At 59.7% G+C, this 24,325-nt stretch carries 20 protein-coding genes and 1 pseudogene; 14 read left to right on the top strand and 7 right to left on the bottom strand.

Features of this window, described 5'->3' with window-relative positions; all coding sequences use genetic code 11:
• Positions 1-817: 817 nt before the first annotated feature.
• Together ABIE40_RS26615 and ABIE40_RS26610 are read right to left on the bottom strand one after the other, a co-directional pair.
• A complete protein-coding gene (locus ABIE40_RS26615; RefSeq protein WP_112715987.1) occupies positions 818-1,039 on the bottom strand; it encodes a hypothetical protein in 222 nt (73 codons plus the stop codon).
• A gap of 243 nt (positions 1,040-1,282) precedes the next feature.
• Positions 1,283-1,501, bottom strand: a complete 219-nt coding sequence (locus tag ABIE40_RS26610; RefSeq protein WP_199629690.1) for a hypothetical protein — start codon at positions 1,499-1,501, stop codon at positions 1,283-1,285.
• Between the two features lie 357 nt (positions 1,502-1,858).
• Here ABIE40_RS26610 and ABIE40_RS26605 point away from each other — a divergent pair, with 357 nt between their 5' ends.
• The 4 genes from ABIE40_RS26605 (at position 1,859) to ABIE40_RS26590 (ending at position 7,759) form a co-directional block, all read left to right on the top strand.
• Entirely contained in the window at positions 1,859-2,269 is a 411-nt protein-coding gene (locus ABIE40_RS26605; protein WP_112715981.1) for a response regulator, read from the top strand.
• A gap of 1,878 nt (positions 2,270-4,147) precedes the next feature.
• Positions 4,148-4,786, top strand: coding sequence for a L,D-transpeptidase (locus ABIE40_RS26600; protein WP_148195175.1), 639 nt, complete (start codon positions 4,148-4,150; stop codon positions 4,784-4,786).
• 493 nt (positions 4,787-5,279) lie between these two features.
• Complete coding sequence (locus tag ABIE40_RS26595) at positions 5,280-6,635, top strand: pilus assembly protein TadG-related protein (RefSeq protein WP_112715979.1); 1,356 nt, start codon at positions 5,280-5,282, stop codon at positions 6,633-6,635.
• A gap of 224 nt (positions 6,636-6,859) precedes the next feature.
• Positions 6,860-7,759, top strand: coding sequence for an MOSC domain-containing protein (locus ABIE40_RS26590; RefSeq protein ID WP_199629691.1), 900 nt, complete (start codon positions 6,860-6,862; stop codon positions 7,757-7,759).
• Here the strand turns inward: ABIE40_RS26590 and ABIE40_RS26585 are convergent.
• The 5 genes from ABIE40_RS26585 to ABIE40_RS26565 form a co-directional block, all read right to left on the bottom strand.
• Positions 7,675-9,411, bottom strand: a complete 1,737-nt coding sequence (locus ABIE40_RS26585) for an FAD/NAD(P)-binding protein (protein ID WP_199629692.1) — start codon at positions 9,409-9,411, stop codon at positions 7,675-7,677. The two genes, ABIE40_RS26590 and ABIE40_RS26585, sit on opposite strands and share 85 nt — an antisense overlap.
• Positions 9,412-9,490: 79 nt before the next feature.
• On the bottom strand, positions 9,491-9,724 hold the full coding sequence (locus ABIE40_RS26580; RefSeq protein WP_112716171.1) for a DUF2171 domain-containing protein: 234 nt from the start codon (positions 9,722-9,724) through the stop codon (positions 9,491-9,493).
• 678 nt (positions 9,725-10,402) lie between these two features.
• Entirely contained in the window at positions 10,403-11,515 is a 1,113-nt protein-coding gene (locus ABIE40_RS26575) for an NADH:flavin oxidoreductase/NADH oxidase (protein WP_130279535.1), read from the bottom strand.
• A gap of 205 nt (positions 11,516-11,720) precedes the next feature.
• Positions 11,721-12,407: an HAD-IA family hydrolase gene (locus ABIE40_RS26570; protein ID WP_130279536.1), complete on the bottom strand. Its 687-nt coding sequence runs from the start codon at positions 12,405-12,407 to the stop codon at positions 11,721-11,723.
• Between the two features lie 469 nt (positions 12,408-12,876).
• A complete protein-coding gene (locus ABIE40_RS26565) occupies positions 12,877-13,491 on the bottom strand; it encodes a GntR family transcriptional regulator (protein WP_413709012.1) in 615 nt (204 codons plus the stop codon).
• Positions 13,492-13,864: 373 nt separating this feature from the next.
• On the opposite strand from ABIE40_RS26565, the gene ABIE40_RS26560 reads away from it, so the two are divergent.
• The 10 genes and pseudogenes from ABIE40_RS26560 to atzF all read left to right on the top strand — a co-directional run bounded on the left by ABIE40_RS26560 (position 13,865) and on the right by atzF (position 24,230).
• Entirely contained in the window at positions 13,865-14,992 is a 1,128-nt protein-coding gene (locus tag ABIE40_RS26560; protein WP_112715965.1) for a BMP family ABC transporter substrate-binding protein, read from the top strand.
• 21 nt (positions 14,993-15,013) lie between these two features.
• Positions 15,014-16,144 (top strand): ABC transporter permease, encoded by a 1,131-nt coding sequence (locus ABIE40_RS26555; protein ID WP_130279538.1) that lies wholly within the window; start codon positions 15,014-15,016, stop codon positions 16,142-16,144.
• Positions 16,144-17,070, top strand: a complete 927-nt coding sequence (locus tag ABIE40_RS26550; protein ID WP_112715961.1) for an ABC transporter permease — start codon at positions 16,144-16,146, stop codon at positions 17,068-17,070. Before ABIE40_RS26555 ends, ABIE40_RS26550 begins: the two co-directional genes overlap by 1 nt.
• 19 nt (positions 17,071-17,089) lie before the next feature.
• Positions 17,090-18,105 (top strand): annotated as a pseudogene (locus ABIE40_RS26545) (formamidase).
• 9 nt (positions 18,106-18,114) lie between these two features.
• A complete protein-coding gene (gene biuH / locus ABIE40_RS26540; RefSeq protein ID WP_199629693.1) occupies positions 18,115-18,816 on the top strand; it encodes a biuret amidohydrolase in 702 nt (233 codons plus the stop codon).
• On the top strand, positions 18,816-19,871 hold the full coding sequence (gene atzD, locus ABIE40_RS26535) for a cyanuric acid amidohydrolase (protein WP_199629694.1): 1,056 nt from the start codon (positions 18,816-18,818) through the stop codon (positions 19,869-19,871). The genes biuH and atzD overlap by 1 nt, the downstream gene beginning before the upstream one ends.
• 1 nt (position 19,872) lies before the next feature.
• Positions 19,873-21,423, top strand: coding sequence for an ABC transporter ATP-binding protein (locus tag ABIE40_RS26530; protein WP_199629695.1), 1,551 nt, complete (start codon positions 19,873-19,875; stop codon positions 21,421-21,423).
• Positions 21,423-22,091: a cysteine hydrolase family protein gene (locus ABIE40_RS26525; RefSeq protein ID WP_130279541.1), complete on the top strand. Its 669-nt coding sequence runs from the start codon at positions 21,423-21,425 to the stop codon at positions 22,089-22,091. The genes ABIE40_RS26530 and ABIE40_RS26525 overlap by 1 nt, the downstream gene beginning before the upstream one ends.
• Entirely contained in the window at positions 22,084-22,437 is a 354-nt protein-coding gene (locus ABIE40_RS26520) for a cupin domain-containing protein (protein WP_130279542.1), read from the top strand. The genes ABIE40_RS26525 and ABIE40_RS26520 overlap by 8 nt, the downstream gene beginning before the upstream one ends.
• Positions 22,434-24,230, top strand: a complete 1,797-nt coding sequence (atzF, locus tag ABIE40_RS26515) for an allophanate hydrolase (protein ID WP_199629696.1) — start codon at positions 22,434-22,436, stop codon at positions 24,228-24,230. Before ABIE40_RS26520 ends, atzF begins: the two co-directional genes overlap by 4 nt.
• Positions 24,231-24,325 lie beyond the last annotated feature (95 nt).

Here is a 24,325-nt window from a genome sequence, read left to right as displayed (position 1 = left end):
AACTTCATCAGCGATGGAAACGAAGGATAGGCGGTCCTGAGTGGCGTGCTCAAAGGCAGGTTTCACGACGGTCCGAAGGGCCGTTGTCGAAATGTCGCATCCTGCGCGCTGGCGTACGGCTGGCCGCCGCGATTGTAACCTCTATTTATTGCCTGCGTCCATTCAACGCCCTTCTGTTAGCGGGCCGGCGCTCAGACCAGGCCCCGGATGCCTCCAACATGACCGTCATTGCGGCAAACGCCGGCGATCGTGATGCGAACCATGCCAAACACTTACAGTTGGATAGGGCTGGCGCCAGGCAGTCAGCGTAAAAGCGCTCGTTGACCAGGTAAAGCGTGCAAAGCAACTGGGTTGTCGCATATATTTCTGCCTACGGAGGCGATCCCTCCGATTGGCCATCAGTGGGCACTCTTCGTTTCAACAGAAATGAAGGCCAGATAGGGATCAAGGCGGCCCTATTAACGGGAGGCCTCTATCACTTTGCTCTCTACGGCAATGTTTTCACAGGAGATTGCGCTACTCACGACGAAGTGCACAGCTTTACACCGCTCGCCAATATCGCAGGAGATGCCGTCCGTGCTTGTCGGACACAATGAAACGGCCCGTCTCATCCTCAAATGAGTGCGTTCGCAACCCATCTTCGCAGCCAAGCGGGGGGCTGGCGTCATCTCGCATTACGTTCAAAACCATATGAGCTCGGCGCGCAATCTTGGCACTGCCGAGTCCGGGCTGGAAAGCTTCTGATGCATGTCATAGCAGTCGGGGCATGAGAACCAATGGCTTTCGCTCGAACCGCGAGGGAAGACACGTTGCGCTGTCAGTGTAAGATCGCGTCCTTCATTGCAAACCAGAAGGACCATCCATTGCCATCATAACGGCCCGCTGGAGAACCGCAGACGAGCTCGATGGCTGCCCTCGCGTCCTCGTCGTCGACGACGTGATCAATCAGGAGGTTGATAACCCGCGATTTCGGCATTTCGTCCTGAATGATGACGAGAGTGGGCGTGCTGAGGCCGAACTTGATGATTTGGGTTTCCATTCTAAAACGCTAGCAGGAAGGCGTTACGGTTTGCTTGCACTCTACCGAGACCGCTGCGGCCAGTTTCCCGGGCCGACGTGGACGACAAGTTGAAAGGACGCCGCCCGTCATCCCCTGCCGTGTCGACTGTCCCAGGAATGTTCCTTATCGACACTCGCAACCCGGGAACGAGACGATTCAAGAGCCTGTCGTTTTGGCATCCCGTCGTCGAAAAATCATCGGAGATGCTTACGTGAGCTATTCTCAAATTGTCGAAACCTGCCAATGCTTTCGATGGAACAGATCAACCAATTCATTCGCATCCGAAATGCCGAATTCGAACCAGTCTACAAGTTCCTCAGCTTTTGCTCGCGCTTCGCTACCTCCCGACGCTGCCGGATTTGCAGCACACCACTGATCGAGGATCGTCACCAATATCTTACTGTCTTCGATACCGACCGTTTTCCTGGAGAGAGCATCCATATGCAATACCTCTATGCTGGGCCTTCGTAAGCGTAACGCCTGTCGGCGTATAAGCAACTACTCAATTCAGGCATTCGCAGCCGTGACCAGTCGGGAGAGGAACATTCGCGGTTACCGCCCGTTCACCATGCGCCAACTGGAACCGAACACTATGTCCCGATACCTGCACACCGACACTTCTCTGGGAACCAGCCCCTCCCCGAAGACGGATTGGAAAAGTATCCAATTCTCCAAGGGCTTCCGGCTCGCTTTTTGGACAATCGTCACGTTATTTGTCATCCTCTTGGTTCGGAGCTGTCATGCTCGTTGTTGCGATGTCGTGAATGATGGCATTGGGCTTAGAACCGAGGTGATGCCATGGAGCCTGTTAGAGGACCTATCAAGGTTCTGATCGTCGAGGACGACCTTGAGATGGCTATGACCATCGAGGAGGCGGCGATGGCAGGAGGTTACGAGGTTTGCGGACATGCCCGAAATGCTATTGAGGCGGCTCGACTGGCGGAACATGTCGATGTCGCGATAGTCGACATTCATCTTGATGAGGAAGACGGAACGGCGATCGGCAAAATGCTCTCAGAGCGCTGGAATGTCACGGTGCTATTCGCGACGGCGTCACCAGAAATCGTTTCGAAGGGATTTCCCGGTGCAGTCGGTGTGGTGGCAAAGCCGCTCTCTGGTGCAGAGGTCGTGGCCGCGCTCGATTACGCTGCCGCCAGACGGAGCGGAGAGAGCCTAGTGCCGCCCCCTTCTCTCGTCGGGTTCGCGTGACGGCGCCGCTATCCGGCCAGAGCAGAGCCAGGAGTTCGTCGCCGGGCCGATCAAACCTCTCACTCTGCCGAATGTACGGAAATTGCCACCCGCCGGTTCTTTTGTCTGCCCTTAAATTTTCCATGCGGGCGCCCCAACCCCGGGCGAAATGCTCCTTCTGTTGTAGATAGTCCTTTGCCGCTGTCGCGCGCCCCGTGGAAAGCTTTAAGTTAGGTTTCGCTTCCTTTTGCTGTCGGTGAAATCCGTTACCGACAAAGCGGGCCGCCGTTGAACGCTCCCGAACGTCGTTCAACATCGCCTGAGGCGCCTTGCGTTGCTACCGCCGGTTTTACAGGGCTTCCGGTTTGGGCCGAGAGCCATCTCCATCGCCGGACAGGGGGAGTTGAACTCAATCCTCGGGGAGTTGAGCCGATGACGAGCAGACAGCGGACTGATCATTGCCCGGCACATCCATGATGGGCTAAGCCGAAACGGACAGCAAAGTGCCCTAGGTTGGCTGCCGGCGGCGAAAGCATGCCCATGCCTTTTAGGCCGCACCTGGCTAAAGTGGCGTCTCCCGAGCCTGCGAGCACGAGGAATAAATGGCAAATCAGCTAAATCGAAGTCTGTGCAAGGCAGTCCGCGGCGACGGCGAGAAGCTCATTGAGTACCTTATACGAATGGCGATGCAGGCGGCAAAAAGTAAGCAGCCTCGACAATAAGAGTATTGATCGAAATGACTCGCTCATCCACCCCTTCTGCATGGCTCAGATTGGCCGCCTGAGGTGAAAAGCGAGCGAGTCAGCATGAAGGCGCCCCACCCTACCACGCCATGAAACATTGCCACCGCATCTTGATGCAGCCGGCTTCCTAAGGGCGGCCGATGTGGCAGCGCTAAGCGCGGCAATGTCAGGCGTGAAAGCTATAACAGCGATCATTAACTTGATCTCTCAATACTCTCATGGATCCCAAACAACCAACTGACCGAGCCTCGGCGGCCACAGCCCCAAATCATCTCGCACCGCAATGGGCAGCGCGTCACGCTGTTTTATAAGGAGGGCGTTATGGATTGCAGCTTCAAGGGGTTCCGTTTGGCCGCGGGAAGTATGACCCATAGGAACCACTTCACCAACTATCCTTTCAACGTCGCCCCAGACGACGATGAGATGCCCCGGATAAGCTTGTGCTGTTTGACTGTCCACACGGTAAAATCGTTGCATCTTTCCCTGCCTCAGCGTCATGGACGCCGCTGATTAGTCGTTGCGCGCATGAGCGTAAGAGCCTGAAAATCCGACAAGCCAGCGTTGACGTTCTGACCTTGCGAGCTGCCGTGACTTACCATGCTGCGCATCCTGAGTTAGGAAAACGCAACGCTCATTAACCTAACCTGCATCCAACGGCGTTGTTCCGATGTTGATTGGGACGCCTAAAGCGCGGCCTCGATCCGCGCCGCTGTCGGCTGGCATAGAAAGGTCGACCCAGCTCGCTGAACTGACGTCCGAAAACGGAGATCACTCCGGGCAGTGCACGAGGATCAGCCGGTCAAGAGACCGCTGCGGCCACCGATCGGCTGAGTAAACGCCTTGCGATGCGCAAGCGTCGGCTTTTTCCAAACGAACATTTTGGCGACGACGATGAGGCAGAGCCGTGGTGTCTCGAGCGCGGGCATTAACGAACACTTAGCACTACTCTTTGCACCTTTCCTGAAACTCGCCTTAAAAAGGGACGGCAAATCTGGGCGCTTGCAGAGACTTCGCGAGCCCGCCGGATTTCCTTCGAGACCGAGGATGCAGACAGTCTCGGTCGGATCAACATCTCGAAAGCTCGCACTGCGTAGTCGTCGTCATAGTGCTGCCACAGAATTCGGTCCAATCGATGAAAAACGTTCGGTGGCTCTACATGAAATCGATGGTCGTCTTTGCCTTGTGCAGCGCGCTCTTCGCGGGAAACGCCAATGCGCAGTTTTACCCCCCTCAGCAGGATTACGGAGATTATGACGGGTATGGCTACGACGACCCGTACAGTCCGTATCCGCCGCCTCCCTACGATGAGAACGACCAGCGCTATCTTGAACCCGGGTATCGGGAACCGCGCTATCGGGCGCCAGAGCTGGAGCGTCAACGGCCGTCGATCAATATCGGCCGCGGCACCATCGAAATCTCAACACGCCGCAGAACGCTGACTTACACGACGTCGCAGGGACAGCAATTCGTCTACCCGATCGCCGTCGGACGGGAGGGAAAACAGTGGTTTGGAACGACGCGGGTGGTCGCCAAGCGCGAACATCCGGAATGGCGACCGACCGCAAGCATGCGGGAAAAAAACCCGCGGCTGCCCGCGGTCGTCGCCCCTGGCCCCCAAAACCCGCTGGGAACGCGCGCGATCTACCTTGCCGATGGTCTGTTGCGCATTCACGGGACCAACGATCCGTCCTCGATCGGCACAAAGGCTTCAAGTGGCTGCTTTCGGATGTACCGGCAGGACGTGGAGGAGCTGTACGAGCTGGTCCAGACCGGAACAAAGGTCATTGTGCGATAGCGTCCTGCCCCTCACCATCCGCCCACTTCATAGTAACTGACCCTCGGCGGTCAAAAAGGCTGTGCAGCAGCACCGTTTGAAACGGTGACCCTCGCTTTTCTTGCACATTACAAACTCCGGCCAAATGGCTGCCGGGGCCCTTCACAGCATCCCCATCGCAGGAACCCTTGCCGCCGCCACCGCTAGAGCTTTTGCCGCCCGGGACGCTATGACGACCTGGACCGGCTCCCCCACCCGGCGCCCGGGCCATTTGCTTTTGCGCCTGCCCCAGACGCGCCGTCCGAACCAACTGGTACTGGTGCATTCTTTCCTGGACCGGCTGCTTTGTCCTAGCCGTCTGGCCCAAGGAGACGTTATCGCCGACTGGCGTCGCTCCGTCGGCGCGCCTTGGCCGGCCATTCCTCGCGTTCATTCGGGATCACCCGGATCTCTTCTTAACAAATGCTAAACGCTTTCACTTCAATTTGAACCACCTAGAACTGCGGGGTGAACGATGTCGATCTGGAAAGATAAGTCAGGTAATTTCGCGGTTATGACCGCAATCGTCGCCGTGCCACTGATTGGGGCCGCTGGGATGGCGACTGACTTCTCCATGGCCCTGTCACGAAAGGCCGATTTGCAAGCTGCAGCGGATGCCGCCGTCCTCGCTGCGGCATCAATGCCGTCGACGTCGGTCGACAACATGAAAATAGAAGCAACCCGTGTTTTCATTGCCAATCTGAGCGGCGATCTAGCCAAGTCTGCCAGTGTCGACGATCTCCAGGTCTCGGCGTCCAACTACATTACCCTGAACGCCAGGACCCGTGTTCCGCTGACGATCGGTCAGATCCTGTTCCAAGACAACCTCGAGGTCGCCGTTTCTGCGCAATCAGTGCGCTCCGGCTATCAGAAGATCGAGGTTTCGATGGTGCTCGACAATACGGGATCGATGTCTGGTCAAAAGCTGACAGATCTGAAGGCGGCAGCGAACTCCTTGCTTAAGGTTTTCGAGACGGCATCGAATGTGAATGCTCGCTTCTCGCTGGTGCCGTTCTCACGATACGTTAACGTCGGGACAGAAAACCGGGGGCAGCCTTGGCTTAGTGTACCTAATGATACGTCTGAGGTCAGAAATACCTGCACTACCTCGAAAAAACTCTTGTCCAAGTCGGGCTGCAAAATGGTTCCGACCACCACTACGAATGACGGCGTGACCACGACGGGGCAGAAGGAGCAATGCGACAGCTATACATATGACGAGCCCGTCACCACCTGCTCCGATAAAACTTTCAACTATACCTGGAACGGCTGCGTCGGTTCGCGGCCAAGTCCGCTCGACGTCAACGACGTTCAACCGGCGACCAAATATACTGGGCTGCAGAATACCACCTGCGGGTCGGTCGTCATGCCGCTGACCAACAACTATACTTCGTTACGCATGGCGATATCTAAGATGGCTGCTAAGGACGAGACCTATATTCCTGCGGGCATCCTGTGGGGTTGGAACACCCTGTCTTCGCAAATGCCCATGGAGGAAGCTCTTCCAAAGGGTAATGGCCTCAGCAAATTCATTGTCTTAATGACCGATGGCGCCAACACTTTGTCTCCTAACAAGTCGAACTACCTTCAGCACACAGGGACCGACGCCGCAAAGGCCAATGCGTTGATGTCCAGCGTCTGCACAAATGCGAAGGCGGCCGGCATCACGATCTTTACGGTGGCCGTCGGCGTCACGGGCCCGACAGCCGCTGGCCTCGCGTCTTGCGCCTCCGACAGTTCGAAAGCCTATGCGATGGAAGATTCCGCCAAGCTGGTGGACGTGTTCAAGACAATCGCCGGGCAGATCATCACGCCGCGGCTAACAATGTAGTGCGCCGCAGATCACGCGGCCTCGCAGCAATCTTGTCGGGCCAGGCCATTAAGCGTTCAACGGCTTCATCCGGGATGCCGTGGCACCCTCTCCGTGAACGTTTGGGTGTCCAGCGGTTGAGTAGAGCGACCGATGCTTTAGCAATTGGATCACCAGAGTTCGATGACAGGAGCCGCCGCTGTCATTTCCGGCCGCATGAGGGCGAGAAGGAACGTAACGGAATAGTGCGCATCGCCATGGCCTTGCATGGCTCACCAAAGGCCGGCGCGCCAACCGTTGCGACACGTTTTGGACATTTTGAAAGCCACTGCAGGAACGAACTATCCTGGTCCGCATTTGTCGTAGCAGCTCTCGGCATGGGTTGCTGCGAAAATGCGAGAGGTTTGATGGCTGGCCATGTTATAGAAGTTTGGAGATATCCGGTATCGAGCTTGGGCGGCGAGAAGCTCACCTCGGGCGAAATCTGCCTCTCGGGCATAGCCGGGGACAGGACGCATCTGCTCGTTGACCTCGATAACGGTCAAGTCGCCTCTCCCGAAAGCGACCTTCGTTGGCGCAAGGCTTTGCTGATGGCAGCACGCATTGAAGGTACATCAGTGGTTGTCTCAGTTGGAAAGCACGAGGCCAGTCATGGAAGCGAACTCGATAGACTGGTAAGCGAGCACATGGGCTTCCGGTGCGGCATACGAGCTGCCGGAACCATGGTGTCTCTCACCAATGGGTCGACGGTCTGCCTCAAACCAAGGTACGACGTCACCCCGCTTCACCTCATAACGACATCATCCCTACGCGCTTTATCGCTCGAACTTGGTAAAAGCTTTGTCGACACACGCCGCTTCCGGCCCAATCTGGTGATCAGCACTGAAAGCAATGACCAGGGCTGGGTAGGGCAATCGTTCCACGTCGGCGTTGGGGGCGGCGGGCTGGTGAAGGAGGTTGCCAAGCGTTGCGGCATGACCATGATCGCCCAACAAGGAATTGACGAGGATGCCGAGGTGCTTCGTACCATCGTCAGAAAGCGGCATCGAGCATTCGGCGTCTATGCAACCGTATCCTCGGTGGGCGTCGTCGGTGTAGGCGATCGATTTAGCCTTTCAGTCGAAACCGGGAATGGCAGTAACTGACTAACTTTCCCGAGCGCGCTCCTGATCGATTCAGAAACGATCTCGCCCATATCGCTTGCAGATGTTATGCCCTGGACGAATGGCAGCTTGTGCAACAGGAAAGGCACCGATACGCAGTAGAGCTGGTTTGTCAAGTTCGCTTCGAACTTCGGCCGGAAGCTTTGATCGACGTCGATCCCCCCTGTGGGCCTGAGATCGCACCCGTCGCCACCCAGGCTATTGGTCGGTGTCTGAGCCTGCCGGATGACGTCCTGGCGTCGGAGGCTCTCGAACGGAATGTCCTTTGCGGAGAGAGGATGTTGCCCGGTGGCGTCAATGAAGGCCGCGAAACGGATGGGCGAGGAAGCAGCGATAGTCAGCTCGACTCCCGGCTGACCGTCGGTCTTTTCGATCGTGTAATCAGAACCCGTTGCCATCACCTCTAGCTTCCCGGCATTGTGCAACGCCAAGAGCCGCTCAATGGATTCATGTGGAACCGTCGCATAATCGTCGACGAAGACCGTTTTGAAATATTTATGGAAGCGTCCCAGGTCGCCGTTGCTGAAGTGCGGCACGGCTCGTGCAATGACCTCATGCATGCGCAGGATAGCGTAGCGCCAAGGAACCGTGTTGCGCTCGATCTTATCCCGTTTGGCCTGTGCGAGAACACGGCCGGCCCATACGAACTGGTCGCTGGCTGTCCGTTCGCGGAAGTATCGATCGGAAATATCTTCTACCGTCGCAAGGGCCAGTCCAATGCGTGCAGCAAAATCAGGATCCGCACGGGCAAGCTCCTGCTTGAAGAGATCGAACACAGCGTCCAGAAGCCTGTCCGGTTCATCGTGTACTGCCTGCTCGACCGCCATCGGTGTACATATAGCCAATGGCTCGTAAGGGATAGGGCAGTAGAAATCGGCCTCAGGAAGCAGTCCCTTCCTCGACATCATCGTGATGTGCAAGTCCTCGCGACCTTGCAAAGGCTGGTACAGCAGCGCCCCCATATCGTCCCGTAGGAACACCCCGTGCGCCGTCGCCACCGAAACCACGGCGTCAATGCCACTGAGGGACGTTCCAAGAACGCCGACCTTGACGGCCTTGATCCGCTTGATAGCAGCTGCGGGCCATGGAGAGGCAAAATAGCCCGGAGATGTTTCCGTATCCTGCGGCCAGTCATGACCTGTTGCCATCACAACATGATCGAAGCTCAACCGGCAAGGCGAATTCTCGCTGCTTGTTGCCGTGACTGTTAGATCATGCGCATTCAATGCGATGTCGGCGATCCGGCAGCTTCCCCGGACGTCAATCGTGTGACCCGCCGCATGGCCACGCCTGACCAGCTCCCAAAACTGCGCAGCAAAGTAGTCACCAAGAACGATGCGGGGATAGAACTCGCGCTCGCCGATCGCGTCGCGTGCTATGCCGAGATTCTGTAGCTCCTCGTTGGACCGCGATCTGAGCCAGCCTACGAGGCTGTCAATGATCGGCGGAATCTCGATGCTCGCTATATTCGCCAACATAGCCTTGTCGTTGACGGCTGGATGGTAAGGAGTGCCTTTACCGGGGTCCGGACTTTCCTCGAAGACGGTGATCGAAAGTCCAGCCGGGTGCGAGATGAGCCCCTTGAGAGTATAGATCCCCGTCGGTCCCGAGCCGATGATCGCGATCCTTGCCATGCTGTTCCCGTAGCTGCTTGAAGGAGGAGCCGGACGGCCCGGCCCCATGGGTTTGTTTCACGTCAAGCGTTGTAGGTCGTCAGTCCTCGACGGACCATGCGCTGCGAACATCAGCTTCGCTCTTGGAGAGGTGCACATGCTCATCGACATGATCCACCCATTCCAAGGAAACGAAATGATGTTTTCCATCGTCGGAGTCGGTCTTGGTAAGCTTGATGCGGCTGTCGCCGTCCATGTGGTCGACCGTGCCGACATGCGCTCCGTCCTGAGAGATGACTTCCATGTGCTCGGTAATCTGTTCTGCTCGTATCATCATTTGCTCCTTTGCTGGCGGCGAGGAACGTGTAGATGATGATGATGTTCCATTGTCATCAATGCGAGGGTTCACATGAGAATGGGGATATGACGGTCTCCAAATACGCTGCCTCGTCATAGGCCCGCGCGAGGTTTTCTGTATTCCTGAACTGCAGCGACCGATAAGGGAAGATCCACCGGATCGGCTTCGAGGGAGCCTCATCGGTACTGAATTTGAAATATTGGCGCCGTGCGGGATGCCGCCGACAGCGGGGCGCTTGACAGGCGAACGTTTCGGCTGACGCCAGATCCCACGCAGGCGCGATAGCCACCCGCGTGATCCTGGCTGCGCAGCATCGCAGCCGAGACAATGCCCGCAGGCCGGAACCCATGGAGGCCGTCCAAGTTCTACTTTCATGTAAATGGTCAGATGGGGCGTGATGCGTAGAGCGATCTCATTTCTTGTCGCCTTGTTTTTGATGGTTGACGCAGTATGGATGCTATGGTGGTTGACCGGTGCTCTCAGCGTCTGGACCATTCCGATAGTCGCTATTCCGACCGTTTTCCTATTGCTAGCCGGTATCGCCTTGGCTTGGGAAAACATTTGCAGCTGGCGGGGACGGCGGGGACCGGAGAAGCGTTAGTTCGGTTGCCGCGAGGTCTCATCGAAGGTCTGAGTGGCAATACCCTACGGCAATCATCCCGCCGGCGTACCGAACAGGTCCTTGAACTGACGAGGCTGGCTGCGAAGATATTGTTCGGGCGCATCAACGGTTTCCCCGAAATGCGCGGCAGCGTGCCACGGCCAGCGCGGATCGTAGAGGATCGCTCTCGCGATCGCAATGAGATCAGCATCCCCCGTTGTCAATATGGCTTCCGCCTGTTCGAAGTCAGTAATGAGACCGACAGCGATCACAGGTATCTTGACTGCGTGTTTGACGGTGCGCGCGAAAGGTACCTGGTAGCTTGGACCGATTGAAATCTGCTGGTGAGCCGAGAGCCCGCCGGTCGAAACATGGATTGCCGAGCACCCTCTCCCCTCCAGCGCCTCGGCGAAAACGACGGTCTGAGCGTTGTCCCACCCCCCCTGTGCCCAGTCGGTCGCCGACACGCGCATCGTCACAGGCTTGTCGGAAGGGAAAGCCTCTCTGACCACATCGAAAACTTCCAGGGGAAACCGCATGCGGTTCTCAAGCGAGCCGCCGTACTCGTCGGTGCGTTTGTTTGACAGTGGTGACAGGAACTGATGCAGCAGATAGCCATGTGCGCCATGGATCTGCACAGCGTCGATCCCGAGAGCGGCAGCACGTCTTGCGGCGTCTGCAAAAGCACCTCGCACCCGCTTAAGTCCGTCTCTATCGAGTTGTTGAGGCGGATCGTATTCAGGCTTGAACGCAACAGCGCTAGGAGCGGCGGTCTTCCAGCCGTTCTTTTCGCCTGGGCTCAGCTGATGGCCACCAAGCCATGGCTTCTCAGTCGAGGCCTTGCGGCCAGCATGGCCGAGTTGGATCGCAACAGGCATGTTGGACCACCGTCTGACACTGGTCAGCACACGATCCATCGCGGCCTGACAGCCATCGGAATATAGGCCGACGTCACCGTAGGTTATCCGACCCTCTGGTAAGACTGCTGTCGCCTCGATCGTAAGAATGCCCGCGCCCGAGAGTGCGAGATGGCCAAGGTGAATGTGATGCCAGTCAGTCATTTCGCCGTCGGCAGCCGAGTACTGGCACATAGGCGCGATGACGATGCGGTTTCGCATGTTGAGCGACCCGATACGGATAGGCGAGAACAGTCTTGTCTTTGACATGTGGGCTCCTCTACGACGCACAGCTATGACGCTGGTGACAGCCGCTTCCAAGTGTATCTCATACGCAACACGCCTGACACCGTGCCATTTGAAAGGAGATCAAGAAGGGTTTTCGTCGCGGCACGTCAGGCGCGATCATCATGATTTAAAACGACACCAGAGCACCGGATGAGACAGCGTCGAGCGCCTGGCCGCCATCAAACGTTTACCCACCGGCAATACTGCTGCCTGTGATTTTTTCGATTCGAAGCACAGCGCCGTCGTTGGAAGGAACCGCTCTCAGTTGCCGAAAGTCGTCGACCGCCTCGTGTTTGCTTGCCAGGGGAGGATTATGAACGGCGCTGATCAACAGGATGTTGCCCCCAGCAGCTTCGCCAGCGTTCAGACCCGGCATCGTATCCTCAAAGATCAGGCAATCTCTTGCATTGACACCCAGCTTCTCGGCGCCGAGAAGATAGGCTTCGGGATCGGGCTTCCCATGCACGACTTCCTCAGCCGTTACGAGAAACTCAGGTACAGGAAGTTGTGCAGCCTCCAGTCGACGCAGCACAAGCTTCTTCGAAGACGATGTCACCAGTGCCCACCGTCGCGCCGGCAGACTGTTTAAGAATGTCTGAGCGCCGGGAATGGCAACCACGTCCTCGATGTCATCAGCTTCCTCGGCTTCAATTGCCGCGGCTTCCCGTTCGGGATCTACCCCCGGCAGGTTCAATCGCCGGATCGTATCAACCGACCTCGATCCGTGCATTTTCGCAAGAAGCTCATGTGGATCTAATCCGTGGCGAACGGCCCACCTGCCCCAAACCCGATCAGTTGAAGCTGCTGAGTTGATGATCGTGCCGTCCATATCGAAAAGGAAGCCGGCAAATGGCTTTGTGAAAACAGAGATCATGAATAGCTCTTCCCGCAGTTCGTGTTTCGGACTCGCGGCAGCCAACCGCGTGAAACACGTGTGGTACCGCCTTCTACAGTCAAGGATGTGACCTGACCTTTTCTGACATCCAGCCATCCACTGGTGAGATCTCACGCGCACGGCCGCTCTATCAACGGCGGCCTATTTCTGGGGCATCGCGATGATCGCACTGATCACGTTTTTGAGGGGCCTCCCGTCAATGGTTCGTGAAGATTATGGACCTGGACGCGAGGTCCACGCGGTGCTTCGGCAGCTTTGTTATCTACGATAACCGCAGACGACGGACGCGTGTCGTCCCCTCAATCAGTTCACCCGATATCTAGACCCGGGAGCATTGATGCGCTCTCGCTTCCGACCCGAGGGGTGAGCTCGTCAGAGCATTATCGGATTGTTTGGACCGGACTGGTTGCAGCGTGACCCATTCTAAAAAGAACGCATCATCGACATATCAGCCCCTTGCGAAGACGCTGCTTGCGCTACTGACCAATTCAACGTGCTGGAAAGCATAATCGCCAGCCGCCGCTCCATCCGCTCTCAGGATTGCCTGGACGATAAGATCGTGCTCTTGAAATGATCTTGCCAAACGGTCAGGCAGGCGGAACTGGGCGCTGCGAAAAGGTGCAAGTCTGGCACGAGTTGCAGTCGCTAGCTCGAAGATATGATCGTTGCGCGCTCCGCGATAGAGGCGGGTGTGGAATTCGGCGTTATGCGCGGCGTATTCATCCACGTTAAACTGATGCACCAACACCTTTGAACCCTCGTGTTGGCGCTCGAGCAATCTGCGCTCGTCAACGCTCATACGCTCGGCACAAAGCCGGGCGCATATTCGCTCGAGCTCAGCCATCGCCTCGAACATCGAATGAAGATAGTGCCCGGAAACATTTGCAACAACTGCGCTGCGGTTGGGCTCGCGGGCAACCAGCCCCATCGCCCCGAGTTCGCGCAAAGCCTCGCGCACCGGTGTGCGGGAGACGGCAAAGCGGTCGGCTAGCGAGCCCTCATCGAGCTTTTCGCCCGGTAGCAGTTCTCCCGTCACAATCAGATCGGCAACTGCCCTCACCATCTGTTCGACGGTGTTACCGGCTCTAATGACCTCTCTTTTTCGTATCCGCGGCAACGCCCTGCCTTCTCTCAGCAATCTGCATACAGATGATACAGATTTACGAGATAGTCAAATATCTAGATAATTCAGGGATTTAAAAACTCGTCCACGAATCGAAGTTCGAAAGACGTTACGCAGAAGGCGTAATTTTCACCATGGAACCTGTTTTGATTATAAAATCATCATTTTATCCAACGAAAGTGCATACACTTTTATCAGGTGCGGCTGAATGTCGATTTTCAACTCCTCTTTTCAATGACTTAGGAACTGGCACGGCCATTGCATACACTTTTTCGTAACCCTTTTTATCGGCCCAGCCGTCAAGGAGCCTGCAATGACCGACCTCCTTCCCATGAACCGCCGCAAATTTCTGACTGCTACTGCTGCCGGCGCCTTCGCCGCAACCGTTACCGGCCTCACCGCGTCACGCTCGCTCGCCCAGAATGCTCTGACCATTGGTTTCATCTATGTCGGCCCAAAGGATGACTACGGCTACAACCAGGCGCATGCCGAGGGTGCCGCCGTCGTCAAGGCGATCCCCGGCGTCACCGTCGTCGAAGAAGAAAACGTCCCCGAGACCGTAGACGTTCAGAAGACCATGGAATCGATGATCAACCTCGACGGCGCAACGCTGCTCTTCCCGACCTCCTTCGGCTATTTCGATCCGCACATGCTGGCCATGGCCGCCAAATATCCGGATATCCAGTTCCGCCATTGCGGCGGCCTCTGGCAGGAGGGCAAGCATCCGAAGAATACCGGCTCCTATTTCGGCTATATCGGCCAGGGCCAGTATCTGAACGGTATCGCCGCCGGCCATACGACGAAGAGCAAGAAGATCGGCTTCGTCGCAGCCAAACCAATCCCGCAGGTCATCCAGAACATCAATTCCTTCCTGCTCGGCGCCCGCAGCGTCGATCCGACTATCACCTGCCAAGTGATCTTCACCGGCGAGTGGTCGCTGGCGGTCAAGGAAGCGGAAGCGACCAACGCGCTGATCGATCAGGGCGCCGACGTCATCACCTGCCATGTCGATAGCCCGAAGGTCGTCGTCGAGACGGCGGCTGGCCGCAATGCCTTCGTCTGCGGCTATCACGCCAACCAGAGCCCGCTGGCTCCTGAAAAATACCTGACCGGCGCCGAATGGGCCTGGGGCAACGTCTACACCGACTTCGTCAAGAAGGCCCAGGCCGGCGAAAAGCTCGCCAACTTCGTCCGCGGCGGCCTGAAGGACGGCTTCGTCAAGATGAGCCCGCTCGGACCGGCAGTGCCGGAGGCAGGCCGCAAGGCGTTCGAAGCGACGCATGCGGAAATCATGAAGGGCGGCTTCTCGGTCTTCAAGGGCCCGATGAAAGACAACAAGGGCAACGAGGTGATCGCCGGCGGCAAGAGCTTCGCCGAGGACGCGATCGAGCTCGAGAGCATGGATTATCTGGTCGAGGGCGTCGTCGGATCCACCGCCTGATGGATTGAAGGGAGAAGTGCCATGACGGTCGAGACCCACGATCCCGCAATGACAGCCGCTCCTGCCAAGCCCGCCTCGCTGCGCCCGGCCATCGAATGGCTGGCGCGGCGCACCGAGCCCGTCGCCATCGGGCTCGTGGCCATCCTGATCGGGCTCGCGCTCTTCTCCCTCTTCATCCTCATCATCGGCAAGTCGCCGGCGATGCTCTTCCAGCTGATGTATACCGGCGGTTTCGGCAGCTGGTTTTCGATCCAGAACTGCCTGAGCCGAGCTTCCCCTCTGCTGCTGACGGCACTCTGCGTAGCACTTCCCGCCCGTCTCGGCCTCGTCATCATCGGCGGCGAAGGCGCTGTCGTGCTCGGAGGGGTCGCAGCGGCGGCGATCGCTCTGCCACTCGTCGGCTTTGCGCCGGTCTGGCCGACGCTGATCCTGATGGGCCTGGCGGCAATGGTTGCAGGCGGCTTGTGGATCGGCCTTGCCGGCTTCCTGCGCCACTATCGCGGCGTCAACGAGACGATCTCCTCGCTGCTGCTCGCCTATATCGCCATTGCCCTGATGAACCAGTTCGTCGAGGGACCGCTGCGCGATCCGGCCAGTCTCAACAAGCCATCCACCGCGCCGTTACCGGCCGAATACATGCTCGGCAAGATCCCCGGCATGGACGTCCATTGGGGTCTGGCGATCGGCATCGCCGCCTGCATCCTCTCCTGGTTGCTGATCGAGGCGACCAGCTACGGCTTTGCCGCGCGCATCGCCGGCGGCAACGTCCGCGCCGCCCAGATCCAGGGCCTGCCGGTCGGCAGGCTGATCACCGGCTTCACCGCGATCGCCGGGAGTTTTGCCGGACTGGCGGGCATGATCGAGGTGGCGGCCGTCCAGGGCGGCGCCAATGCTTCGCTTGCGGCCGGCTACGGCTATACAGGCATCCTCGTCGCCTTCCTTGCGCGGCATAATCCGCTGGCCATCATCCCCGTTGCCATCCTGCTCGGCGGCATCGATGCCTCGGGCGGTCTGATCCAGCGGCGCATGGGCCTGCCGGACGCCACGGTTCTCGTCCTCCAGGGCACGCTCTTCATCGTCATCCTGTTCTGCGAGACCTTCTACGGCCGCTTCAAGATCTTCAATCCGGACCTCTGGAAAAGGAACCAGTGATGGAAAGTTCAGGCATCGGCATCTGGGGTGTTCCGCTTGCAATCCTGGCCGGCGCGATCCGCGTCTCCACCCCCTTCATCTTCGTCAGTCTCGGCGAGACGATCACCGAACGCTCCGGCCGCATCAATCTCGGCCTCGAAGGCACGCTCGTCTTCGGCGCCATGACCGCCTATGCCATCGCCGTCATGACCGGTTCTCCCTGGCTCGGCGTACTCGCCGCGATGGGGTCGGGCGCGATCTTCGGCTTGGTGCACGGCTGGATCTGTAAATGGCCGAAGGTCAACGATATCGCCATCGGCATCGCCATGATGCAGTTCGGGCTTGGCCTCGCCTTCTTCCTCGGCAAGCCGTTCATCCAGCCGGTTGCCCCGCGCCTGCCGGCCATCCCGCTTGGCTTCTGGTCGGCGAGCCCGCAGATACAGGCCGCCCTGAACATCAATGTGCTGTTTGTCATCGGCGCCGCGTTGGCATTCCTGCTCTGGTGGGCGTTCCGGAACATGCGCGTCGGACTGATCCTGCGGGTCGTCGGCGACAGTACCGATGCGGCGCGTGCCATGGGCATCAATCCGGACCGCGTCCGTCTGCTCGCCACGGCCACCGGCGGCTCGCTGGCAGCGATCGGCGGCGCCTATCTGTCGCTCTACTATCCCGGCTCCTGGAACGAGGGGATCTCCTCCGGACAGGGCCTGATGGCCGTCGCGCTCGTCATCTTCGCGCGCTGGAACCCGATCGGCTGCTTCTTTGCGGCACTGCTCTTCGGCGGCGCCGGTGCGCTTGGTCCGGCATTGCAGTCGGTCGGCGTCACGCAGGGCTATTACCTCTTCTACGCCGCCCCCTACGTGCTGACGCTCGCCATCTTGATCGCCACCTCGTCGCCCAACCGCTCGCTGACGGGCGCGCCGGGCGCCCTGTCACTGACGAAATGAACCAGAAAGGAGCCCAGCCATGAACGGCCTAGGCGGTTTGAACAAATCGGAGCACGGTGTCGGCATCGGCCTCGTCCAGCTGCAATTGCCGGTCACCGTCACCAGGGCGGACCTTGCGCGCCAGACGCAGGTGATCGTCTATCTCGTCGGCAAGGCGAGACGCAATCAGCCGGGCATGGATCTCGTGGTCTTCCCCGAATATGCCCTGCACGGCCTGTCGATGGACATCAATCCGGATATCATGTGCAGCCTCGACGGTCCTGAAGTCGCCGCCTTCAAGCAGGCCTGCCGCGACAACGCCATCTGGGGCTGCTTCTCGATCATGGAGCTGAACCCCGGCGGCATGCCCTACAATTCCGGCATCGTCATCGACGATCAGGGCGAGCTCAAGCTCTACTATCGCAAGATGCATCCCTGGGTCCCGATCGAGCCATGGGAGCCCGGCGATCTTGGCATTCCCGTGATCGACGGCCCGAAGGGCGCGAAGCTTGCGCTGATCATCTGCCACGACGGCATGTTCCCGGAAATGGCCCGCGAATGCGCCTACAAGGGCGCCGAGATCATGATCCGCACGGCGGGCTATACCGCGCCGATCCGCGACAGCTGGAAGTTCACCAACCAGTCCAACGCCTTCTGCAATCTCATGGTCACCGCCAGTGTCTGCATGTGCGGCTCCGACGGCACCTTCGATTCCATGGGCGAAGGCATGATCTGCAATTTCGACGGCACGATCATCGCTCACGGCACATCCGGCCGCGTCAACGAGATCATCACCGCCGAGGTCCGTCCCGATCTCGTCCGAGAGGCACGTCTCGGCTGGGTGTCGAAAACAACATCTACCAGTTCGGCCATCGCGGTTATGTCGCGGTATCGGGTGGCGCCGGTGACGCGCCCTACAGCTACATGCACGACCTGATCGCCGGCCGCTACCGCTTGCCCTGGGAAGACCAGATCAAGGTCACCGACGGCACCTCCTGCGGCTTCGACACGCCGGCACGCCGCTACGGCGAAACCCTCAAACCCGCTGCCGAATAGGACAAGACGATGGACACTCTGGTCGAGACCAAGATGCATTACATCACCGCCGACCCCTATCCCTGGCCGTATAATGGCGCGCTGCGACCCGACAATACCGCTCTCATCATCATCGACATGCAGACCGATTTCTGCGGCAAGGGCGGCTATGTCGATCACATGGGCTACGACCTGTCGCTGGTCCAGGCACCGATCGAGCCGATCAAGGCGGTGCTTACAGCCATGCGTGCCAAGGGCTATCACATCATCCATACCCGCGAGGGCCACCGGCCCGATCTCGCCGACCTGCCGGCCAACAAGCGCTGGCGTTCGCAACGCATCGGCGCCGGCATCGGCGATCCCGGCCCCTGCGGCCGCATTCTCACCCGTGGCGAAACAGGCTGGGACATCATCCCCGAACTGTACCCGGTCGCCGGCGAGACGATCATCGACAAGCCCGGCAAGGGTTCCTTCTGCGCCACCGACCTGGAGCTGATCCTCAACCAGAAGCGTATCGAAAACATCATCCTGACCGGCATCACCACTGATGTCTGCGTCTCGACCACCATGCGCGAAGCCAACGACCGCGGCTTCGAATGCCTGCTGCTCGAAGACTGCTGCGGCGCCACCGATTACGGCAATCATCTCGCCGCCATCAAGATGGTGAAGATGCAGGGCGGCGTGTTCGGCTCGGTCTCCAATTCGAACACTCTGATCGAGGCGCTGCCCTGATGTCCTCAATGCGTGCCCATGTCTATCGCGTTGCGGCAGCCGGCCCCGACGACGTCTCCGTCGTCGAGGCGCTGTTTGCCGCCGGGCTGAGGCCGGAAAGCGTCGTTGCCATCCTCGGCAAGACGGAAGGCAATGGCTGCGTCAACGACTTCACCCGCGGCTTTGCCAGCCGCAGCTTCGAAGCGCTGTTCGCGAGGCATGGCGTCACCGGCGTCTGCCTCGTCATGTCCGGCGGCACGGAGGGCGCGCTGTCGCCGCACTGGACGGTCTTTTCCCGCGAAAAGAGCGAGGCGCCGGCGGGCCGCGCGTTGGCGATCGGCACCGCACGTACGCCGGTCCTTCCCTTCCACCATCTCGGGCGCCGCCAGCAGATCCTGATGGTCGCCAACGGTGTGAAGGCGGCGATGCGCGATGCCGGCATCGATGACCCGAGGGACGTGCATTTCGTCCAGATCAAATGCCCGCTTCTGACGCTGGCCCGCGTTGGCGTCGCCGAGAACGAAGGCGAGGCGGTCGCGACCCGCGACACGCTGAAATCGATGGGCCTGTCGCGCGGTGCCTCCGCCCTCGGTGCCGCCGTCGCCCTCGGCGAGGCCGACCCAGGTTCGATTGCCGACGCCGACATCTGCACGCGCTACGCCATCTTCTCTCGCCGCGCATCCACCTCCGGCGGCGTCGAATTGCTTGACCATGAAATCGTCGTGCTCGGCATGGGCAACGGCTGGTCCGGTCCCTTCGCGATCGACCATGCCGTGATGGAGAATGCGATCGACACATCCTCCGTGCTAAAGGCACGCGATCGTCTGCCCGCCAGTGCCCGTCTCACCGCGGTGCTCGCCAAGGCTGAGCCCGACCCGTCGGGAAAGGTCGGTGGTCTGCGCCACACCATGCTCGACGATTCCGACATATCAGGCACACGCCATGCCCGCGCCTTCGTCGGCGGCGTGCTCGCCGGCGTCTTCGGCATGACCGATCTCTATGTCTCCGGCGGGGCCGAACACCAGGGTCCCTCCGGCGGCGGTCCCGTCGCCATCATCGTTGAAAAGGAGAGTTGAAGTGAGCATCGTTCGCGACACGCCCCTTCCCCAGGCCGGCAAGGCCATCGGTATCGATACCCTCGGCATGACCATGCGCTTCGGGTCGTTCACCGCACTGGACAACGTCTCGATCAGCATTCCTGCCGGCAGCTTTCACGCGCTGCTCGGAGAAAACGGCGCCGGCAAATCGACCCTCGTCAAATGCATCATGGGCTTCTACCATGCCACATCGGGCTCGCTATCGGTCGGCGGCCGCGAGGCTGCGATCGCCTCGCCCCGGGATGCGGCTGCCTATGGCCTCGGCATGGTCTACCAGCACTTCACACTGGTGCCGTCGCTAACCGGCGCCGAAAACCTGGTGATCAGCGGAGCCGAAGTGCCCGCAGTCATCAACTGGGCCAAGGAACGCCGTGATCTTGCGGCCTTCATGGAACGCATGCCGTTCAAGATCCCGCTCGAACGCCCTGTCAGCGAGCTGGCGGCCGGCGAAAAGCAGAAGCTTGAGATCGTCAAGCAGCTCTATCTCGGCCGCTCCCTCATCGTGCTTGACGAACCGACATCGGTGCTGACCCCGGCCGAAGCCGACGAGATGCTGGGGCTCGTGCGCGCTATGACCGAGCGCGGCGAGCTGACCGTACTGATGATCAGCCACAAGTTCCACGAGGTGACCAAGTTTGCCGATGCCGTCTCGATCCTGCGCCGCGGCAAGCTGGTCGGCAGCGGCAAGATCGGCGAGCTCTCGATATCCGATATGGCGGCGATGATGATCGGCGACGTCAAGCTTGCCGAGCTCGACGCCCGCACACCGGTTTCCGATAGCGCGCCGATGGTGCTTGCCGTCGAGGCCGCCAAGGCACCGGATCGCTCCGGCCTCAAGACCATCGAGATCGACAGGCTCACCGTCCGCTCGGGCGAAATCCTCGGGATCGCCGGCATATCCGGCAACGGCCAGAAGGAACTGACAGAAATTCTCGCAGGGCAGCGCCCGCTGGAAGCAGGCAGCGTCTCTGTCAAGGGCAGCCGCTACGGCGCCACCCGGCCGGAAACGCGCCAGCACAACGTCCGCTTCATCCCCGAAGAGCCGCTGCAGAACGCCTGCGCCCCGAAGATGACCGTCAGCGAGAACCTTGCCTTCCGCACCTTCGATCTCAAGGACGGCGGCGGCGATGCTATCTGGCTGAGCAAGGGACAGATGAAGAAGCGCGCCGCCGATCTGATTGCCGATTTCAAGGTGAAGACCGCCTCGTCCGCCTCGCCGATCGCGGCTCTGTCGGGCGGCAACGTGCAGCGTGCGGTGCTTGCCCGCGAGCTGACCGGCGATGTCGATCTCCTGATCGTCTCCAATCCCTGTTTCGGCCTCGACTTTTCTGCTGTCGCCGATATCCGAGCCCGCATCATGAAGGCGCGCAACGCCGGAACGGCGGTGCTGCTGCTGTCGGAAGATCTGGACGAGCTCCTGGAAATGTCCGATCGCATTATGGTCATCTCGGAAGGCAAGCTGGTTTACGAAACGCCAGCCCGCGGTGCCGACATCGGCGTGATCGGCGCCCATATGGCAGGACATCACTGATGGTCGGCATTGCGGCAGAACCATTTGCCTTCCCGGCAAGACCGGGCGAACTGGCCCTCGTCGTCATCGACATGCAGCGTGATTTCGCCGAGCCCGGCGGCTTCGGCGCCAGCCTCGGCAACGATGTCAGCCGGATCACCAGGATCATTCCCGACGTCAAGCGCCTGATAGAAGGCTTCCGCCAGGCGGGACTGCCGGTCATTCACACGATGGAATGCCACAAGCCCGATCTTTCCGATCTGCCGCCGGCAAAGCGCGATCGCGGCAGCCCGTCGCTGAGGATCGGCGATGCCGGTCCGATGGGCCGCATCCTGATCGCAGGCGAGCCGGGAACAGCTATTCTCCCTGAGCTTGCACCCGTCGATGGCGAGATCGTTATCGAGAAGCCTGGCAAGGGCGCCTTCTATGCCACGCCGCTCGGCGACATCCTGAAAGAGAAAGGCATCGGCCAGCTGGTCTTTGCCGGCGTCACCACCGAGGTCTGTGTGCAGACGACGATGCGCGAAGCCAACGACCGCGGTTACGAGTGCCTGCTCGCCGAAGAGGCGACCGAAAGCTATTTCCCCGAATTCAAAAAGGCGGCAATCGACATGATCCGCGCCCAGGGCGCGATCGTCGGCTGGACCGCCCATGTGGACGATATTCTGAAAGGAATCGCCGATGCCTGAAACGACGCGCGAGATGCTAACGCTGGGCGGCTGGAATAAACTGGCCTTCGAGCCATTCCGTGACGGGGTGGAGATACACTGGATCCGCAGGTTCGAGGCGGACCAGCCGGGGATAGCGCTCTTGAAATACGAGGCAGGAGCAGCAGTCCCCCGGCACCGCCACCAGGGCTTGGAGACGATCTTCGTTCTCGATGGCACGCAATCCGACGAGGCGGGCGACTACGGCCGAGGAAGCTATGTCGTCAATGCCGAAGGCACCGAGCATTCGGTGTGGAGCGATACCGGATGCGTGGTCCTGATCCAGTGGGACAGGCCGGTGAGGATTTTGGAAGAGGAAATGGCATGAGGACGGCACCAGCCTTCGATATCAGTTCACTGCACGCCTTCTACGCCGACGGCGGAAAGGCCGAGGATGTGATCGAGGCGGTCTTCGCCCGCATCGCGGCGGTAAACGATGCGGGCATCTTCATCTCAATTGCCAGCAAGGCGGATCTGCTCGCCCAAGCATCGGCGCTCGGCACATTCGACCCGTCGGCAAAGCCGCTCTGGGGCATCCCCTTCGCCGTCAAGGATAATATCGACGTCACGGGCATGCCGACCACCGCCGCCTGCCCCGACTATGCCTATACGCCCGAAAAGGATGCGACCGTCGTTGCCCGGCTGAAGGCGGCCGGTGCCATTGTCGTCGGCAAGACCAATCTTGATCAGTTCGCCACTGGCCTCGTCGGCGTCCGCTCGCCCTATCCGATACCGCGCAACGCCATCGATCCCAAGCTTGTGCCAGGGGGCTCGTCTTCCGGATCGGCGGTCGCCACCGCCCAGGGCATCGTCAGCTTCGCGCTCGGCACCGATACAGCCGGCTCCGGCCGCATTCCCGCCGGCCTCAACAACATCGTTGGGCTGAAGCCGAGCCTCGGCGCGCTTTCGACATCGGGCGTCGTCCCCGCCTGCCGCACGCTCGATTGCGTCTCGGTCTTCGCGCTGACGGTCGACGATGCATGGTGCGTGTTCTCGGCTGCGGCCGCGCCAGATGAAACCGACGCTTATTCGAGAGATTACGGCCCGCTTGCGCTAGAGGCGCTGCCGCCGGTTCTGAGAATCGGCGTGCCGGCGCGTGCCGATCTGCGGTTCTTTGGCGACGAGGCGATGGCTGAAGCTTTTGACAAGAGCCTCGATGACCTCGCCGGGATGGGCTACGCGATCACCGAACTGCCCTTCCACGATTTCTATAAGGTCGCCGATTTGCTCTACGAGGGGGCCTGGGTCGCCGAGCGCTATGCCGCCGTCAAGGAATTCTTTGATGCGAAGGAAGCGAGCTTCCATCCGGTAACCCGCAAGATTTATGGCGGCGCCAGGACGCTCTCCGCCTCGGACGCCTTCCGCGGCCTCTACGCGCTTCAGGCCTATAAAAAGCAGCTCGCGCCTGTCATCGCCTCGGTCGATCTGCTCTGCGTGCCGACGGCACCGCGGCACTTCACTGTCGCCGAGCTGGAAGCCGAACCGATCCGCGAGAACTCGCGGCTGGGCACCTACACGAATTTCGTCAATCTGCTCGATCTCTGCGGCATCGCCGTACCCTGTGGCCGGCGCCGCGACGGCCTGCCATCGAGCGTGACGCTGCTTGCGCCAGCTGGCCAGGACGGCATCGCTGGCGCCGTGGCGCGGAGGCTTCACCAGGCGAGCGGCCTAACGCTGGGTGCTACCGGCTGGACGCTTCCAAAGACCGCTGCTGTGGCGCCACCCGCGCGTGGCCAAATTGAAATTGCGGTGGTCGGAGCTCATCTGAGCGGCATGCCTCTCAATGCCCAACTCACATCCAGGGACGCGCGTTTTGTGCGCACCGCAAAGACATCCGATGCGTACCGATTGTTCGAATTGACATCCCAGAAGCCTTCGAAGCCCGGCCTGCTTCGCATCCGTGATGGAGAAGGCGGCGAAATCGACGTGGAGGTTTGGCGTTTGTCTGCTGAGGCGTTCGGAAGTGTCGTCGCCGAGATACCATCCCCCTTAGGGATCGGGACGATCGCCTTGGCCGATGGGTCCAGTGTTAAGGGCTTCCTCGTTGAAGCATCTGCAGTGAGCAACTGTGCCGACATTACGGCATTTGGAGGCTGGCGCGCGTTCCTGACGGGTAAATAGTTGCCCGTCATCCTGCCATTGCCATGCACGCCGCGTCGGTCGATGCGGTCAATGTCGCTGAGTGCTGATGAAGCAAGAGATGTTCGCAAAACCGT

It is taken from the genome of Rhizobium sp. OAE497 (assembly GCF_040546565.1).
In the GTDB taxonomy this organism is placed as follows: Bacteria; Pseudomonadota; Alphaproteobacteria; order Rhizobiales; family Rhizobiaceae; genus Rhizobium.
The sequence above is the reverse complement of the archived record's forward strand: the minus strand, read 5'-3'. Positions and strand labels throughout refer to the sequence as shown.